Here is a 15,866-nt window from a genome sequence, read left to right as displayed (position 1 = left end):
TGCAAAAAAATAAATTCATGAAGTATTTAATTGTCGGTTTAGGTAATAAAGGAACTGAATATGAAAATACCCGCCACAATATAGGTTTTAAAGTTGCCGATAAAATCGCCGAAAATTTAGAAGCTCCTTTTAACAGCACCAATTTTGGCTGGATGGCAGAAGGCAAATATAAAGGAAGAAAAGTTCTGGTTCTGAAGCCCGATACCTATATGAATCTATCTGGAAATGCTGTAAAATACTGGATGCAGAAAGAGAATATCCCAATGGAGAATATCTTGGTGATTACCGATGATCTTGTATTGCCTTTTGGGACTCTACGCATGAAAATGAAAGGTTCTGATGCAGGACACAACGGATTAAAAAATATACAGGAAGTTTTGCAAAGCCAAAATTATGCAAGGCTGCGTTTCGGAATTTCTGCAGAATTTGCAGAAGGAAAACAGGTAGACTATGTTTTAGGTGTTTGGAATACCGAAGAAAGCGAGAAACTGCCGGAAAGAATAGATAAGTTTGCCAAAGCCAGTCTTTCTTTTGTTTTTGCAGGAATTAATAATACCATGTCTTCGTTCAACGGCAAATAGTTGTTGTAAAACTAGCTAACCCTTTTCATTTGAATGCATAAAATAGATAATAGTTAATATTTGTAAATAAATATATTAAAATAAAGAGAACAGCAATAAAAATACATAGATTACTGAACCATGTATATTTAGTTTTCTTTAGACGTTGACTAAAAAGCTTCATAATCCAAAAAGATAAAGGGGCTAAAGTCAACATAAATAATATTTTCAAACTGTCTTTTTCAAATAAGCCATCCACATCTCCAAATACAATATATGTTGTGATTATAACCGAAATATAAAAACTAACGGTAAAAACTATTGTATTTAATAACCAATAAAGCCAATATTGGCGGATGTTTCTTGTGAGTTTTAAACAGAAATATGTTATGAGCAGAGCAAATCCAAGACTCACAGCTGCCATTAAGCCTAAGAGGAAAATCATCGTTTTGTGTCTTTAATACGGTAAATCTAGAAAAAAATTCTTACAAAATAATAAGTCGGAAATTATATTTCCGACTTATTGCAATTTTATGTTTTAAATAAAAACTCTTATAACCAGTTTACAACGCCCGTTTCGACATCATAATTGGCTCCTACAATTTTTATTTTCCCTTCAGTTTCCAATTTCTTAAGAGTTGAACTCTGCTTGCGGATATCCTGAATGGCATTCAGAACATTATGCTGATTAAGCTTTTCTAAAAGCTCGGCATTTTTAGAAGAACGTTCTTCACCGTCTTCAATAATTCTATTGATGATAGGATCGAAATGGCTGATAAGATGGTTAAGATTATCCATACCCATGCTTTCGATTTCGGCAGCATCAAGTCCTCCCTTTAATGCTCCACATTTTGTGTGTCCCAAAACTACGATAAGCTTAGAGCCTGCAACGTTGCATCCAAATTCCATTGATCCTAAAATATCCTGATTGACAAAATTACCGGCAATTCGGATGCTGAAAATATCTCCCAGCCCTTGGTCGAATATCAATTCTGCAGAAGTACGGCTGTCGATACAGCTCAAAACAACAGCAAAAGGCCACTGTCCTTCTCTTGTAGCATTTACCTGTCCTAAAAGGTCTCTGTTAGCTTTTAAATTATTAACAAATCTTTCATTACCTTCTTTAAGAAAATTAAGTGCTTTTTCCGGAGTAATTGTAGATTGGGTTTCTGATGTATGTGCTTTCATATTTTTATTCTTATTTTTTTGAAATTAATTAAATTGCTTTATTGTGTGTAATTACGATGTGAGAATCTTCGTTGCTCTCGTAATCTCTGTATGATGTTTTAAATCCTAAAAGTTCCACGTTAATATCATCTTCTTTAGCTCTGATATTGGCAAAATCCTGAATCATTTCTAAAACATCTGTTGCGATATAAGATGTTTCTGTTGCGTCTATTGTAATATTAGAATTAGGTTTAATATTTTTAAGAGTCTTTTTAATAGCTGCCTTGTTCAGAAAAGAAACTTCTTCTGCCAGTTTTATTTTAATACCATTGGCATTGCTCAGCTTTTCCCTGCTTAAATAGTATGCCCGTTTCATATTTCCCTGTAAAATATAGAAAATAGAGATGGCTAAACCTATTCCTACTCCTTTCAGTAAATCGGTCGCCACAATAGCAATCACCGTTGCTACAAATGGGATGAACTGATACTTTCCTAAATGCCAGAAATGTTTGAAAGTTGCCGGCTTTGCCAGTTTATATCCTACCAAAAGTAATACCGCAGCAAGCGTAGCTAAAGGAATTAAATTCAGCAGGAAAGGAATTGTAAGAACGCAAACCAAAAGTAAAACACCATGAATCATTGCAGATACTTTAGACGTTGCTCCTGCATTGGCGTTGGCAGAACTTCTTACCACAACCGAGGTCATCGGAAGTCCACCAATAAATGAGCTTACCAGATTCCCTATTCCTTGTGCTTTAAGTTCCAGGTTGGTATCGGTTATTCTTCTCTGAACATCCAGCCTATCGGAAGCTTCAATACATAATAACGTTTCAACCGAAGCAACTACCGCAATAGTTCCACCGGCAAGCCATACTTTAGAATTGGTAAATCCGGAGAAGTCTGGTAATGTTATGAGGTTTTTAAAGTCTTCCAGAGATTTTGGAACCGGAAGAGGAACCAAATGCTCTTTACCAATGGCAAGCGAACTTCCTGTAGATTTGAATAACTCATTAAGTAAAATACCAACAGCTACTGCTACCAAAGCTCCGGGAAGCATTTTCATTCGCTTTAAAAATGTTATATGATCCCACGCTAGAAGAATTCCGATAGATACTAATGTAATTACCACTGCTCCAGGTTGTATTGCTCCCAAAAGTTCGGTAAAGTAGTTGAAGTTTAATACATTATCGAATATAGATTCATGACCTTCATAATCTTTGTCAAAACCTACAGCATGAGGAATCTGTTTTAAAATAATGATGATTCCGATACCGGCAAGCATACCTTCTATAACATTGTTAGGGAAATAGTTCGAAATGCTTCCTGCACGTATAAAGCCTAAAACCAATTGTATGAGTCCAGCGATAATTCCCGCACATAGAAAGAGTTCGAATGCTCCAAGGTCTGTAATTGCCGTTAAAACAATAGCAGTAAGACCAGCAGCCGGTCCCGAAACTGAGATATTGGAGTTACTGATTGCCCCAACAACAAGTCCGCCAATAATCCCGGAAATAATTCCGGATAATGGTGGTGCTCCCGAAGCAAGTGCAATACCAAGACAAAGTGGAAGTGCAACTAAAAATACAACGAGACCTGAAGGGAAATTTTCTTTAATCCCTCCAAATAATGATTTTGATTTTTTCATGATGATTGAAAAATGCTAAAATAATCCGACGGACTTTATGGTATTATAAGCCCGCTGAAATAAATTAAATTGTGGAAATTTAAGGAATGCATAATCCTCATAACCTGTAAATAAAGGTGATGAAAATTATATGTAAAGAAAATTACGCTTCTGGGGGAGGCGAGAATATCGTTAAAAGAGGAGAAAGATGAGAGGCATCATCAATCAGTATAAAGGGTTTTTCTTCCAGATCATTTTCGAAAAATTTCAGGAAGTCATGTACGTTTAAAGTCTTAGGTAATGTTTTTTCAAACATCGTGAAAAGCGAAGAATACTGGGAGTGAGGCTCTTCCTCATTAAGCATTACATTTGTTTTGGGAATTTCCCATCCTGCCATAACAGCAATGCTTGGCAAAGCTGTGAAGTTTAGCATAAACAGTAATGTAACAATACTCCAGAATTTCATTTACTTAGTTTTAGACAAATTATTTTGTCTTTCGGCTCATTACCCAATCGGATCCCGTTAGGTTGTATATTTTTTGGATGTCTTTTAATATTTCTTCAAAATTAATCTTCAAATCGATAATTTTCCCGCTTCTGAGATCGAAAACCCAACCATGAACAACGGGATACTCCTCAAGGATATATCTTTCCTGAACACAAGCCATTTTAATGACGTTAATACACTGCTCCTGAACGTTAAGTTCTACCAGTTTATCATAACGTTTTCCTTCATCTTCTATAGAATCAAGTTCTTCCTGATGTAATCTGTACACATCACGGATGTTTCGGAGCCACGGATTAAGAAGTCCTAAATCCTGAGAAGTCATAGCAGCTTTTACACCGCCACAGTTGTAATGTCCACAAACCACTATGTGATTTACTTTTAAATGTTCCACCGCATACTGAATGACAGCAGTAGAGCTCATATCTAAAGTATTTACCACATTGGCAATGTTCCTATGAACGAAAACTTCTCCTGGCTTAGCTCCCATCAGCTCTTCAGCAGTTGCTCTACTATCTGAACATCCTATATAAAGATATTCAGGATTTTGAGTTTTTGCAAGCTCCTCGAAAAACTTAGGGTTATCTGCAATCTTAGATTCTACCCATTTTTTGTTATTTTCAAAAATATGGTCGTAAGAAGATGTCATAGTTTAAATTTTAGAATTATTCATTTAGTTTAATAACTTCGGGAAGTTGATAGATTAAATCAATAATCATACAAATATATTAATTTTGAATCAGCTTTAATTGTTTTTAACAAAATTTAATACTGAAAAATTTAGATGAGGTTATTAATGTATCCTTCTGTAGCATTAGGATTAGTATATATTTGAGCTGGATTTCCCACCACAACAGAATCGTTTGGAACATCGAAATTTACATAAGCATTCGGAGCGATTAATACATTGTTTCCAATGTTTATTCCGCCCACAATTACTGCATTTGGGCCTATCCAGACTTGGTTTCCTATAATTGGGAAGCCTTTTTTGTTTCCTCTGTTTTGCTGCCCTATTGTTACTCCTTGTGCGATATTGCAGTTTTTCCCAATTTTTACTTTTGGGTTAATAACCAGACTTCCCCAATGTCCTAAGTAAAAACCTTCTCCGATTTCTGTTTCAGGATAAATTTGAAATCCGTATTTAATTTGAAAATGCCTCAGGATAAGTCTCCAGTAAAATCCTAAAATCGGAGTTTTGCTGTATTGCTGAGTTTTTCTGAAAATATATATAAAATGAAGATTGGGACTGATGCTTTTTTTTAACATCTGTAGAGTTGAAAGCCATTTCCCGCTCTCTCTGTAAAAATCTTTCTGTAATGTTGAGTGATGATCTGTCATAAAAAACAAATTTAAATCTTTAAGGTAAAAATCAGAGCTTATTGAGAACGTCTGTAATATCTTTTACGGATTTTTCCAGAGTAAATGGCTTGGTGTAGCTTTTCATTCTTATGGTGTAATTCTCGAAAAGAGCAGGGTTTACCAAGGCATTTTTCATTCCCTCGTAAATTCCTTTTTCAGAATTGTCTACGATTAATCCTAAACTGCCATTGTCTAACATTTCTTTTACACCCGAAACTTCTGTTGCGATAATTTTTTTTTGAAGAGTAATGGCTTCAAATAAAACCGTAGGAAATCCTTCATATCGGGAACTCAGAATGTAAAAATCTGCATTTTTAAAATATGGATAAGGGTTTTCTGTAAAGCCTAAAAGTTTGGCTGTGTCATCAACTCCCAATTCATTTTTCAAATTTTTGATTTTTTCAAAATCGTAACCATCCCCTACAATCAGCAATTTATGTTGAAATCCTTCTTCTAAAAGTTTTTTATGAACATTGAGAAGCCTGTCGAACCCTTTTTGTGGAAAAACAGTTCCTACAGAAATAAAGGTGGGAATATTTTTATCAAATGTATAATTAATTACCGGTTTCTCTGCCTCAGTTAAGATTTCGTGTGTGTCTAAAGGATTGTAAATTTTTACTATTTTTTGTTTTTCAACAATATTTTCTGCCAAATCGTGAAAAAGTTTTTCAATTTTTTGAGAAATAACTAAGATTTTATCAAAGCCAAAAAACTTTTTAATTTCATCATTACTATAGCCTCGTACCTCCGAAAGATCATTGTGAATCCAGACAATTTTTTTGGACGACTGCAAAGGAGAATTTAATATTTCGTCCCTCATTCCGTGGATGGCGGCAAATTCTATATCGTATTTTTTGTTCTGAAGTTTTCTTTTATAAAGTAAATTCGGGAATTTTCTCAGTAAATTTTGATAAATAACGCGAGATGCCTTTTTGGGAATATCCTGAATTCGGTTCGTGGTAATCATTTCACCTTTGTTGAGGTACAAAACATTTATCCAGTTGGGAACTTCCTGTAAATATTTCCCGGAATAAAGGTTTAAAAGTAAATCGATTTCGAATTGATCCTTGGGTAGATTCTTCAAAAAAGTAACGAGTACTTTTTCTGCACCACCATGGCGAAGAGAACCAATACGAATAAGAATTTTCTTTTTTTGAAGCATATTAAAGTAGTCTCCTAAATTTAAGAATTTCAAAACCAATAGCAAAAGGTATCAAAATAATCGTTGTAAATTTATTAACAGATTCGCTAATTATATGAGAATAAGATTGAAGATTATATCTAGAATATCTGACATAATTGAACTGAAATGTTAGCCAAATTTTAAAATAATCTTTTCTGAGTACAGAATTGTATTTTCTAATGATTTCTTTAAAGAAAAATGCAAAACCTGCCATGTATTTTTTTCCTGGTCCAATGGATTTTGAAATGTTTTCGTGGGTATCATGTTGGAAATAAATTCTTAATACTTTATTTATATACATAAAATTATATGTATAACTAAGCTCAAACCAAAATAAATTCTCAGGAATGTATGTGTCTATTTCAGGGTAAGAATATTGTATTTTTTTTAGTAATTCAACTTTATGGAAGCTGCTTTTTTCGCCTTTAACTTTGTATTTAAAGCGCATTTCAAAATCATTAGAAATCCAGTAGTCGTAAGGATATTCTGTTCCAATAAAATTTCCATCTTGATCTTCACAGTGGTAGACAAGACCACAAAGATGATCTTGTGTGTTTATATCAATACTATTCCAGTCATTAACAAAGGTAGAAAGGCATTGGTTGGTTAATCCATCATCATGACCTGTAAGATACAAAAACTCTCCATGTGCGTTATTTACACCAATTTCTATGTTTTTTGTAATCATCTGATTTGTTGTGTTTCGAATAATGCGAATAGGAAAATCTGCTTTTTCTCGGAATGACTCAAGTAATTGAACTGTATTGTCTGTAGAGCAGTCGTCTACGACTAACCATTCAAAATTTTTATAATCTTGCTTTCTTAATGTTTCGAATACATAGGGAAGAAATTTTTCTGCATTGTAAGTGGGGGAAAAAATTGTTATTAAAGGATTATTCATCAGATAGTTGTATTTTGAGCTTTTAGATTTTTATCAGATTATTTCTTGGTTAAATCTTTAAACATTTGTTCTATCTGATTATGAATAATCTTATTATCGAATTTTTGATCTATTGTTTTATTATTTGAAATTATTTTATCTACAAAGTCTTTGTCGGAAATAAATGTTTTTATAGCATCTTCCATAGCAACTTCAGAATACTCAATTAATAAGCCATTTTCATGTTGGGTAATCATTTCTGAAATACCTCCTACGTTGGTACTTATAATAGGTTTTCCCAATATAAGCACTTCTCCAATAGTCATGGGATAAGATTCTGAATCTGAAGATAAAATATAAAAATCTGCAGCTTTAATATAAGGATAAGGATTTGTTTTGGATCCGTATAAAATGAAGGAATTTTCAACATTTAACTCCTTTATTTTATTTTTTAAATTATTTTTTTCTTCGCCATCGCCAATAATAATAATAGTATGATTAATACCTTTATTTAGCAAATTTCGATGTGCTTGCATTAAGGTATGATAACCTTTTCTCTTATTTAATCTTCCAACTGAAACGAATGTGGGGCTAGAATTATAAACTACTTCAAATTCTTCTGCCTTTTGTCTTGTACCATTAATATCCATAGGGTTATAAATCACTTGGCTTTTTGGATAAGATATGTCATAATTATCTTTAATAACATCTCTTGTTTGATTAGAGCCAAATACAACCCAATCGAATTTCTTTAGTTTGTTTAATAAAACTAAATTTTTCACATGATCTTTTCCGTCTCTTATATCGGTGTGAAACCAAGCTACTTTTCTAGAGTTCTTATCAAAATTGTTAAGAACATCATCAAAACTGGAGTAAGTGGGTGCAACAATAATATCGAAATCTTTTTTTAAATAGAACTTCCTTATCAAATAAGGTATTTTAGAAAGTAATCTTAATTTTAAATTTCTTATGATTAATTGAAGATAATAAATTGGTTTTATTCTAGAGAAGTCTTCTTTCCCTTTCGATAGAAATTTCAAATCTATATTAGAGGGAATTTGCGATTTCATTTCTCCCTGAAATGTTTTTAGTAATAAAGTTACCTCAAAAATATTTAGGTCAATATTCTTTAATTGATTGATAAGTACTTTTTCTACCCCTCCTATTTCCATGGAGCGGTGATAAAATAAAATTTTTATTTTTTGAGGCATTTGTGTAATTAAAAAAATTAGTCATTAAAAGAACAAATATAAGATTGTTTGAGTAATTGTTTTGTATTTTTGTCGATCAAAACATAATGTATGACTAAAATTGCTGAAATAACAAATACTTTTTTCGCTTACTTAAAACGTCCAGACTTATATCCTGAATTAAGACGTAAAATTTGGAAAAATTTATTCAATAGATCTTCCGCATTAAGAGGTAAAGAAGAAGCCGAAATTTGGTGTAAATCTAATGCTATATCCGAAAAAAAATTCATCGAAGATGTTTTGAAATTGTCATTTGTTCCTTTTGAAATTCTATTTCCGGCAGAATTTGCACAAGCTTTGGAAGAGCAGTCTAAAACTCCTGTAAAGATGGGTGGAGCCGGTTCTCTGAGCGTTATTTATTATATTAATGAATTTGTAAAATCTCAAAATTCTATAGAAACGGGGGTTGCTTATGGGTGGTCTTCTTTTGCAGCATTAGCTTCGTTAGTCGAAAGAAATGGCACTCTATATAGTTCGGATATGCCTTATATATTACAAAATCAGAGTGAAGATTTTGTAGGATGTGTAATTCCTGAAAAATACAAGAAAAATTGGAAGTTATTCCGTTTTGCAGATAAAGAATCTTTGCCGAAAATTTTTGAAGATCAAAATTCTTTTAATGTTGTACATTACGATAGTGATAAGACTTACGACGGCAGAATGTGGGCTTACAACATTCTTTGGGATAAACTCGAGAAAGGAGGTGTCTTTATGAGTGATGACATTGGTGATAATGCCGCTTTTAAAGATTACTGCGAAAAAAACAAAAGAAAGCCCTATATTATTGAGTTTGATGGAAAATATGCGGGTGTTATTATTAAAGAATAAAAAATCACAGTTTTATACTGTGTTTTTTTATCTATAAAAACTTTCTCTTAATTTTAGTGAATAGATTATTTTGCTTTGTTTTTAAAAATAAGGGCAGGTTTTCTATTTCATTTAACTTTTTTCCGTAAACTGATTTTATATTTCTTCGTTTTGCAGTATTCAAAATTACCTGTTGCCAATTATTATTAAGTTTTTCTTTCTTTGAAGATTCCTGAGAAACACCTTTTTCGTGTAAACGATAATAATAGAGAGGTTCTTTTATAAAAGTGAAATTTCCTGTTTCATAAAGTTTTAGATACAAATCTTGGTCTACCGCAGAAGTTAGCGAGGAATCTATTCCTAAAGTTTTTTCGTATGCCAATCTTTTAAATGTAAAGAAATGATTAGCTTCGAGAAAAATATTAAAAAAATTCTTTTTTCTATTTTTTACGGCTCTAGAGTGCTGAAAAAGTTGTAAAGGCTGTAAGTTACTATCACAAAGATAAAACTGAGAGTATGTAACTACGTTGTTTTCTGTATGGTTTTTTACACTAATTTCTAGTGCGGTGTTTTTTATAGCATCATCGGGATCTACAAAGCCACAGATATCTCCTTGGGATAATTCTACACATTTTCTTTTGGTGAAGCCAACGCCTTTATTTTCATCATTTTGGAAAAGTCGAAAACGAGAATCACTTTTTGTGAGCTCTTTTATTTTTTCATAAGAATGATCAGATGAGCAATCGTCTACCAGTACAACCTCAAAATTTTGATATGTTTGGGTTATTATACTTTGATAACAATCTTTGAAATATTCAAAATTATTATAATGAGCTATAAGGATAGAGAATTTTTTCAACATTATTGTTTGTAAATATTTTATTAAAAAAAGATAGTGTTGTGAATAAGTATCGTGTTTGTTTTTTTGAATAAATCATTTATAACAAAAAACGAATATATATAAATATTTCTTAGAGAGTTATTCTTTGGAGGTCTTGTTTATTAATAATGATAGAATTTGCTGGTACATCTTTATGGATGACACAACCTGCACCTAAAATAACATTATCTCCGATGGTTACGTCTTTAAGAATAACTACATTCGCACCTGTCCAAACATTATTTCCAATTTTAACTTTTCCAATATTAAAATCGATTTTGGATACCGAAAAAGGATTTTTGATGTATTGATGATTATGATCGAAAATTTTCAGTCCTTCTCCCAAAATACAGTTTTTACCAATCTCTATTTCTCCTAAACAGGAAATTGTAGCTCGAGTAATGTAAGTTTCTTCCCCTATGGAGAATTTTGCATTAGGCTTTACGGTTATAAAATTAGAATTGTTTATAAAGACGTTCTTTTCGAAATTAAATATTGCTTTATCCGATATATCCAATATATTATTAGAACCTAATTTAAAAGAAGAATCTATGAAACTTTTCTCCGTAAAAAAAAGAGATCTTTTTTTTGTGTTGATACAACTGTTAAAAAATTTTTGAAATTTTATAAAAAAGAAGCCTGCTGTCTTTTTCATCTAAAAATGTTTAGCCAAAAGTATTAAATATTCTTCATAATTTTGCTGTTTTTCAATGTAAAACAACTGATGGATAAAAATAAACCCTTAGTAAGTATCAATATTCCCGTTTTTAAATGCGAGAAATATATTCTAAGATGCTTAGAATCTGTAAAAAAACAAACTTATACGAATTTTGAAATCGTGTTGGTTAATGATTGTACTCCGGATAAGAGTATGGATATTATTAAAGATTTTATAAAAGAAAATCCAATACTTGATATTAAAATTATTGAGCATGATCAAAATTCAGGATTATCTGTGGTGAGAAATAGTGGTATTAACGCTTCTTTTGGCGAGTATATATTTTTTTTAGATAGTGATGATGAGATTATAGAAAATTGTATAGAATTACTTTTAAATAATGCTATACAGACAAATGCCCAAATAATGGTTGCCCAAAACCGATGGATTAATACTTTTGATAATACAACTAAAGATTTCGGTTTTCCGACAAATGCTGCGAAAAATATATACAATAATCGATTGGAGATTTTTTCTGTATATAGTAATGGAGGCTTCCCTTCCTCTTCGTGGAACAAATTAATAAAAAGAGATTTTATTTTAAAAAATAAAATTTACTTCATCCCTGGTTTGTATGCGCAAGATGAACTGTGGTTTTTTCACCTTTTGCTAAAAGCAGATTCTTTGGCAGTGATAGATGACATTACTTATCTTTATTATTTACACGGAGAATCGGTTATTTTTAATAGAACGAAAAAAAACTTTGAAAACTTTTTAACCATTCTAGAGTATTTTACAGAAGCTTATAAAAATGAGAAAAATAATATATTAAAACAGCTTATAAAAAATAAAATCATTCTTTTTAAAGAGATGGTGCTTATTATGCAGTGGAAAGCAATTAAAGATAAAGACTATCTTAAAAATAATATTGCACGAATGCAAAAACTTACAAAACTAGACTTTACCGATTATTTTAGTTCAGCGTACAGTGCACATCTTAAAAAGAAAAATTTTTTACAAAACATACCTTCTTCTTTAGCCACTAAAATATTTATTTATCGTTTTGAAAGATAATTTTTATTTTTTGAATTTATAATAGGACATCAAAAGACTAAAGTTTGAAAGCAAAATGCTATTGTATATTTTACTCAAACCATGAAATTGATTTTTAACTTCTGTCTTGTCTAATTCGGTGTAAGAATTTTTAATTCGGTTAAGTTGCTTCATTTTTTCTTCTTTTGTCATCTCCGAAAAAAAAGAATGATAAATTTTGATGGCATTAACCAAATTTTTATATGCTACAAACTCAAAGATTGATTTTCGCTGCACATAAATTTCTTTTTTCTTAAAAATACTTCTAAGTATAACATCGGTTCGTACAAGATCAATTTTTTTTAGGCTAAGTTTTTTAGCTGAAGATTCGGGGTGGATGAAATGAGTATATACAGAATTACAATTTCCTATATATTGAGCATTCTCAAAAATTAATCTTTCTACAATTTCGTCTGCGTTTAAAAGAGGTTCGTTAAATTCAAATGAAAAAGATTTGAAGTTTTTAGCTCTATAAAGCCCCCTTATATGGATATCATATCGCCCAACAGTATCTTGTAAAATTTGTTTACCAGAGAATTCTTTGTATTCGAATTTATTGTCTAAAGATGTTTGAAAATAAATATTATTAATATATTTTACCTTTCCATCTGTAAATTTTGTGATAACAATTGGAGTTACAATATCAAGTTTAGGATTCTTCAAAAAAGTTTGGTAACATTTCTCAATGGTATCTAATTCTATTAAATCATCATGATCGAATAAAAAAATAAAATCTCCTGATGCTTTTTCCTGTCCATAAGCTTTGGAGTATTGTGCATATTTTTGGTTTTCTTTGGTATAAATTTTTATTCTAGCGTCTTTCTCGGCAAATCTTTCCAATTCTGCAAGAGTAGCATCGGTAGAACCGTCATTAACGCATATAAATTCGATATTTTTATAACTTTGATTCAGTAAACAGTTCATAGAAGATGTTACAAAATTGCCTAGCTGAACAGAGTTGTAAAAAGTTGTGATTATTGATATTAGTGGAGTTTCATTCATGCGTTGCAAATATCCTAAAATGTTTTTAAAATTTTCACTACACTTATCATTTTGTGTTATAAAAATGACTGTGCTACAAAAAAATATTGAATTCCAGGATGTTTTTCAAAACTAAAATATTGGGGAGTTATGATTTATGTTTTGCTCTTTTTATATATTACTAAAAATGGTGTAAAAAATTAATCTTAATTTTGTTAAATAATAAATGACTTATGTGTGGGATTGCGGGAATTGTAAAACAAAATATTCTTGAAGATAAATTCTATGAAAAAACGTTAAAAACAATGACAGACTCTATCTTGCATAGAGGGCCGGATGATGAAGGACATGAGTTTTTCCGGAATTGTTTTTTGGGTTTTAGAAGATTAGCAATTGTAGATTTATCGGTTGAAGGTCATCAACCAATGTACTCTAATACAAAAAATGAATGCATTGTTTTCAATGGAGAGATTTATGGCTATAGAGATCTAAAAGAAAATTTGCTAGAATATCCATTTCAAAGCAATACCGATACAGAAGTTATTTTGGCTTTGTTTCAGAAACATGGTATTAATTTGCCGAATTATTTAAACGGAATGTTTGCGCTAGCTGTTTGGGATGAAGAACATCAAAAATTATTCTGCGCAAGAGATAGATTTGGAGAAAAACCATTTTATTATGCTATTGGTAAGAATGGAGAATTTATTTTTTCTTCAGAGATTAAAGCAATTTTATCTACAGGTCTTGTTGATCCTCAGTTGAATGATGAGGCAATTCATCATTTTTTAAGACATATGTATGTAGATAGCCAACAATGTATTTACAAAAATATTAAGGTATTACCACCCGCACATCAACTTATTTATGAAAAAGGTGAAATTACTATTTCTCAATATTGGCATTTATCCAATGAAGAACTGAAAATTTCTGAAACAGAAGCTCTTACAGAATTTAAAAATCTGGTTGAAAGATCTGTTGAAAAGCAACTTATAGCCGATGTAAAAGTGGGTGCTTTCCTTAGTGGCGGACTAGATTCCGGAACCTTAGTTGCACTATCTTCAAAAAAAATAAAAGATCTTACAACTCTTGGCTTTCAGTATGAAGGAGATTGGGATGAAATGCCCGATGCAAGAAACATTGCAGAAAAATATAAAACAAATCATAAAGAAATAGCACTTCAGCAGTCGGAAATTGCATCAACATTAGTAGAAGTTCTTACAAAAATGGATGAGCCAATTGCAGACACAGCAATTTTGGCTACATATACCATTTGCAAAGAAGCTGCTAAAAATATGACTGTTGTAATTACAGGAAATGCTGGCGATGAGTTATTTGGAGGTTATGGATGGTATCAGAAAGAAAACGAGATTTTAGAAAAAGGAAGTTCCAATCCAAGTTTTTTATCAATTTATAAAATATGCTCTACGATAAGTGAAAAATTAGGTTTCAAAAAATCCCAGCAATATTTTTTGGATAAAATTTTCAGAGCAAAATTTCCAGATATAATTTCCTACCAGAAAGGAAAAGTACATGGTAATTTTTCAATTCAGGAAACCGCATCATTGCTTAAAAATAATTTGAATTATCAACATCATTACCCATTTGTATTAGATAAAAATAATTTGAATACATGTCTGAAAATGGATCTCACAAATATTATTCCTGGAGATTATTTGGTGAAAGACGATCGTATTGCAATGATGCATTCTATTGAGTTGAGAACGCCATTTTTAGATGTGAATTTGGTGGAGTTCTGTGTCTCTCTTCCAGCTGAATATAAAGTGAATTCTACAGAAACTAAAATTATTCTGAGAAATGCGTTTGGAGAATTACTTACTTCCAACATATTAAACAAGAAGAAACAGGGGTTTGGAGCACCTATCTCAGATTGGCTAAAGATTTCAGAAATGGAAATGCTTACCGAAAAAATTCTAAAAACCCCATCGTCTAAAATTTTCAAAAAACTAGATTTTAAGGAAGTTCAGAAACAGCTCAACTACAATTATAAGCATTGGTCGTTGTTGGTTTTAGGAATTTGGATGGATAAGCATTGATGAATTTAGCTTTTAATTTTCCATTTCAATTCTCTTAAAATATAAAAAAGCTGTCCTTGAGATATATTCTATATCTCATAATCATTTATAGGTTTGTTAGTACGTTAATAGAAATATTAATTTAAGGAGATTACTTTGCGGAATAATACTTTTTTAAAATATTATGTAGATAGCTTTCTTTATTAGTTAATGTATTTTTAATGAAAAAGTTTTCAACATCTGGGACGTTAATCTCATATCCTGATCCGCTGCGGATGAGATTTAGATTTAGTTTTGTATTATAAAAAGATTCTATTATTTCCAAAATTTCTATGATCGTATAATTGTGGATATAGGCGAGATTTACTATTTTATTTGAATCCGGAAGGTCTATCAATTGCAGTGTAATGCTTTTTACATCATCTGCATCTATTAAATTACGGGATGCTTTTGTATGAACATTAATTGTTTTACCGCTAAGAGCACTGCTTATAAGATAATTCATTAATAAATTTGGATTTCCGCCTTTTCCTACCGCATTGCTAACTCTCAGAATTAAGTATTTTTCACAAGAATTTTTAATTATCTGCTCCATTTTGAGCTTGTGCATAACGTATTCACTTTCTGTTTTTGAAGAATCGTAAATACTACAGGTTGAGAAGTAAACAAAAATTTTATCTGGGTTTTCATTAATAGTTATTTTTATGAGATTTTCTTCTCTTAAAAATTCCTCTTTTCTTTTTTCCAATGAATTTGAAACCCCAGATGCAAAAAAAATAACGTTTTTCTTATCGCAATCTTTGAAAAGTTTGGCAATAAGACCATTTCCTACAATCATATATCTTTTTTTATCAGTTTGTAAGTGTGTTACAATTATTCTTCAATCT

General features: G+C 31.2%; 16 protein-coding genes. 4 read left to right on the top strand and 12 right to left on the bottom strand.

All coding sequences use genetic code 11. From position 1 onward, the window contains the following. Nucleotides 1-17: 17 nt before the first annotated feature. Complete coding sequence (gene pth / locus MTP08_RS13385) at nt 18-581, top strand: aminoacyl-tRNA hydrolase (RefSeq protein WP_209389443.1); 564 nt, start codon at nt 18-20, stop codon at nt 579-581. Between the two features lie 531 nt (nt 582-1,112). Here the strand turns inward: pth and MTP08_RS13380 are convergent. The 8 genes from MTP08_RS13380 to MTP08_RS13345 all read right to left on the bottom strand — a co-directional run bounded on the left by MTP08_RS13380 (nt 1,113) and on the right by MTP08_RS13345 (nt 8,489). After that, complete coding sequence (locus MTP08_RS13380; protein WP_209389444.1) at nt 1,113-1,748, bottom strand: carbonic anhydrase family protein; 636 nt, start codon at nt 1,746-1,748, stop codon at nt 1,113-1,115. Nucleotides 1,749-1,776: 28 nt separating this feature from the next. Then, on the bottom strand, nt 1,777-3,372 hold the full coding sequence (locus tag MTP08_RS13375; RefSeq protein ID WP_243576365.1) for a SulP family inorganic anion transporter: 1,596 nt from the start codon (nt 3,370-3,372) through the stop codon (nt 1,777-1,779). A 142-nt stretch (nt 3,373-3,514) separates the two neighbouring features. Beyond that, nucleotides 3,515-3,817 carry a hypothetical protein gene (locus MTP08_RS13370; RefSeq protein ID WP_209389446.1) on the bottom strand — a complete coding sequence of 101 codons (303 nt, stop codon included), beginning with the start codon at nt 3,815-3,817 and terminating at the stop codon, nt 3,515-3,517. Between the two features lie 19 nt (nt 3,818-3,836). Next, the gene (locus tag MTP08_RS13365) at nt 3,837-4,505 is read right to left on the bottom strand and encodes a carbonic anhydrase (protein ID WP_209389447.1); all 669 of its coding nucleotides are present in this window, start codon (nt 4,503-4,505) and stop codon (nt 3,837-3,839) included. 131 nt (nt 4,506-4,636) lie between these two features. Next, nucleotides 4,637-5,194 carry a serine acetyltransferase gene (locus tag MTP08_RS13360; RefSeq protein WP_243576364.1) on the bottom strand — a complete coding sequence of 186 codons (558 nt, stop codon included), beginning with the start codon at nt 5,192-5,194 and terminating at the stop codon, nt 4,637-4,639. Between the two features lie 31 nt (nt 5,195-5,225). Then, nucleotides 5,226-6,377: a glycosyltransferase gene (locus tag MTP08_RS13355; protein ID WP_243576363.1), complete on the bottom strand. Its 1,152-nt coding sequence runs from the start codon at nt 6,375-6,377 to the stop codon at nt 5,226-5,228. 1 nt (nt 6,378) lies between these two features. Then, the gene (locus MTP08_RS13350) at nt 6,379-7,299 is read right to left on the bottom strand and encodes a glycosyltransferase family 2 protein (RefSeq protein ID WP_243576362.1); all 921 of its coding nucleotides are present in this window, start codon (nt 7,297-7,299) and stop codon (nt 6,379-6,381) included. 38 nt (nt 7,300-7,337) lie between these two features. Beyond that, nucleotides 7,338-8,489 carry a glycosyltransferase gene (locus tag MTP08_RS13345; protein WP_243576361.1) on the bottom strand — a complete coding sequence of 384 codons (1,152 nt, stop codon included), beginning with the start codon at nt 8,487-8,489 and terminating at the stop codon, nt 7,338-7,340. Nucleotides 8,490-8,579: 90 nt separating this feature from the next. On the opposite strand from MTP08_RS13345, the gene MTP08_RS13340 reads away from it, so the two are divergent. Then, on the top strand, nt 8,580-9,356 hold the full coding sequence (locus MTP08_RS13340; protein ID WP_243576360.1) for a class I SAM-dependent methyltransferase: 777 nt from the start codon (nt 8,580-8,582) through the stop codon (nt 9,354-9,356). Nucleotides 9,357-9,387: 31 nt separating this feature from the next. Here the strand turns inward: MTP08_RS13340 and MTP08_RS13335 are convergent, their stop codons facing one another. Both MTP08_RS13335 and MTP08_RS13330 read right to left on the bottom strand, forming a co-directional pair. Further along, entirely contained in the window at nt 9,388-10,197 is an 810-nt protein-coding gene (locus MTP08_RS13335; RefSeq protein ID WP_243576359.1) for a glycosyltransferase family 2 protein, read from the bottom strand. 109 nt (nt 10,198-10,306) lie between these two features. After that, on the bottom strand, nt 10,307-10,870 hold the full coding sequence (locus MTP08_RS13330; protein WP_243576358.1) for an acyltransferase: 564 nt from the start codon (nt 10,868-10,870) through the stop codon (nt 10,307-10,309). Between the two features lie 69 nt (nt 10,871-10,939). On the opposite strand from MTP08_RS13330, the gene MTP08_RS13325 reads away from it, so the two are divergent. Then, a complete protein-coding gene (locus tag MTP08_RS13325) occupies nt 10,940-11,947 on the top strand; it encodes a glycosyltransferase (protein WP_243576357.1) in 1,008 nt (335 codons plus the stop codon). Nucleotides 11,948-11,950: 3 nt separating this feature from the next. Here the strand turns inward: MTP08_RS13325 and MTP08_RS13320 are convergent, their stop codons facing one another. Continuing rightward, the gene (locus MTP08_RS13320) at nt 11,951-12,889 is read right to left on the bottom strand and encodes a glycosyltransferase family A protein (protein ID WP_243576356.1); all 939 of its coding nucleotides are present in this window, start codon (nt 12,887-12,889) and stop codon (nt 11,951-11,953) included. A 290-nt stretch (nt 12,890-13,179) separates the two neighbouring features. Between MTP08_RS13320 and asnB the strand changes: the two genes are divergently transcribed. Further along, nucleotides 13,180-15,000, top strand: a complete 1,821-nt coding sequence (asnB, locus tag MTP08_RS13315; protein ID WP_243576355.1) for an asparagine synthase (glutamine-hydrolyzing) — start codon at nt 13,180-13,182, stop codon at nt 14,998-15,000. Between the two features lie 130 nt (nt 15,001-15,130). Here the strand turns inward: asnB and MTP08_RS13310 are convergent, their stop codons facing one another. Beyond that, complete coding sequence (locus MTP08_RS13310; RefSeq protein ID WP_243576354.1) at nt 15,131-15,817, bottom strand: NAD-dependent epimerase/dehydratase family protein; 687 nt, start codon at nt 15,815-15,817, stop codon at nt 15,131-15,133. Nucleotides 15,818-15,866: the final 49 nt, after the last annotated feature.

This window comes from Chryseobacterium oryzae, from assembly GCF_022811665.1.
Classification (GTDB): domain Bacteria; phylum Bacteroidota; class Bacteroidia; order Flavobacteriales; family Weeksellaceae; genus Chryseobacterium; species Chryseobacterium oryzae.
Note: the sequence above shows the minus strand (reverse complement) of the source record. Positions and strands in the feature narration are given on the sequence as shown.

Coding starts and splice junctions, on each gene's coding strand:
- pth (WP_209389443.1), top strand. CDS start 18: ATGAAGTATTTAATTGTCGGTTTAGGTAATAAAGGAACTGAATATGAA.
- MTP08_RS13380 (WP_209389444.1), bottom strand. CDS start 1,748: ATGAAAGCACATACATCAGAAACCCAATCTACAATTACTCCGGAAAAA.
- MTP08_RS13375 (WP_243576365.1), bottom strand. CDS start 3,372: ATGAAAAAATCAAAATCATTATTTGGAGGGATTAAAGAAAATTTCCCT.
- MTP08_RS13370 (WP_209389446.1), bottom strand. CDS start 3,817: ATGAAATTCTGGAGTATTGTTACATTACTGTTTATGCTAAACTTCACA.
- MTP08_RS13365 (WP_209389447.1), bottom strand. CDS start 4,505: ATGACATCTTCTTACGACCATATTTTTGAAAATAACAAAAAATGGGTA.
- MTP08_RS13360 (WP_243576364.1), bottom strand. CDS start 5,194: ATGACAGATCATCACTCAACATTACAGAAAGATTTTTACAGAGAGAGC.
- MTP08_RS13355 (WP_243576363.1), bottom strand. CDS start 6,377: ATGCTTCAAAAAAAGAAAATTCTTATTCGTATTGGTTCTCTTCGCCAT.
- MTP08_RS13350 (WP_243576362.1), bottom strand. CDS start 7,299: ATGAATAATCCTTTAATAACAATTTTTTCCCCCACTTACAATGCAGAA.
- MTP08_RS13345 (WP_243576361.1), bottom strand. CDS start 8,489: ATGCCTCAAAAAATAAAAATTTTATTTTATCACCGCTCCATGGAAATA.
- MTP08_RS13340 (WP_243576360.1), top strand. CDS start 8,580: ATGACTAAAATTGCTGAAATAACAAATACTTTTTTCGCTTACTTAAAA.
- MTP08_RS13335 (WP_243576359.1), bottom strand. CDS start 10,197: ATGTTGAAAAAATTCTCTATCCTTATAGCTCATTATAATAATTTTGAA.
- MTP08_RS13330 (WP_243576358.1), bottom strand. CDS start 10,870: ATGAAAAAGACAGCAGGCTTCTTTTTTATAAAATTTCAAAAATTTTTT.
- MTP08_RS13325 (WP_243576357.1), top strand. CDS start 10,940: ATGGATAAAAATAAACCCTTAGTAAGTATCAATATTCCCGTTTTTAAA.
- MTP08_RS13320 (WP_243576356.1), bottom strand. CDS start 12,889: ATGAACTGTTTACTGAATCAAAGTTATAAAAATATCGAATTTATATGC.
- asnB (WP_243576355.1), top strand. CDS start 13,180: ATGTGTGGGATTGCGGGAATTGTAAAACAAAATATTCTTGAAGATAAA.
- MTP08_RS13310 (WP_243576354.1), bottom strand. CDS start 15,817: ATGATTGTAGGAAATGGTCTTATTGCCAAACTTTTCAAAGATTGCGAT.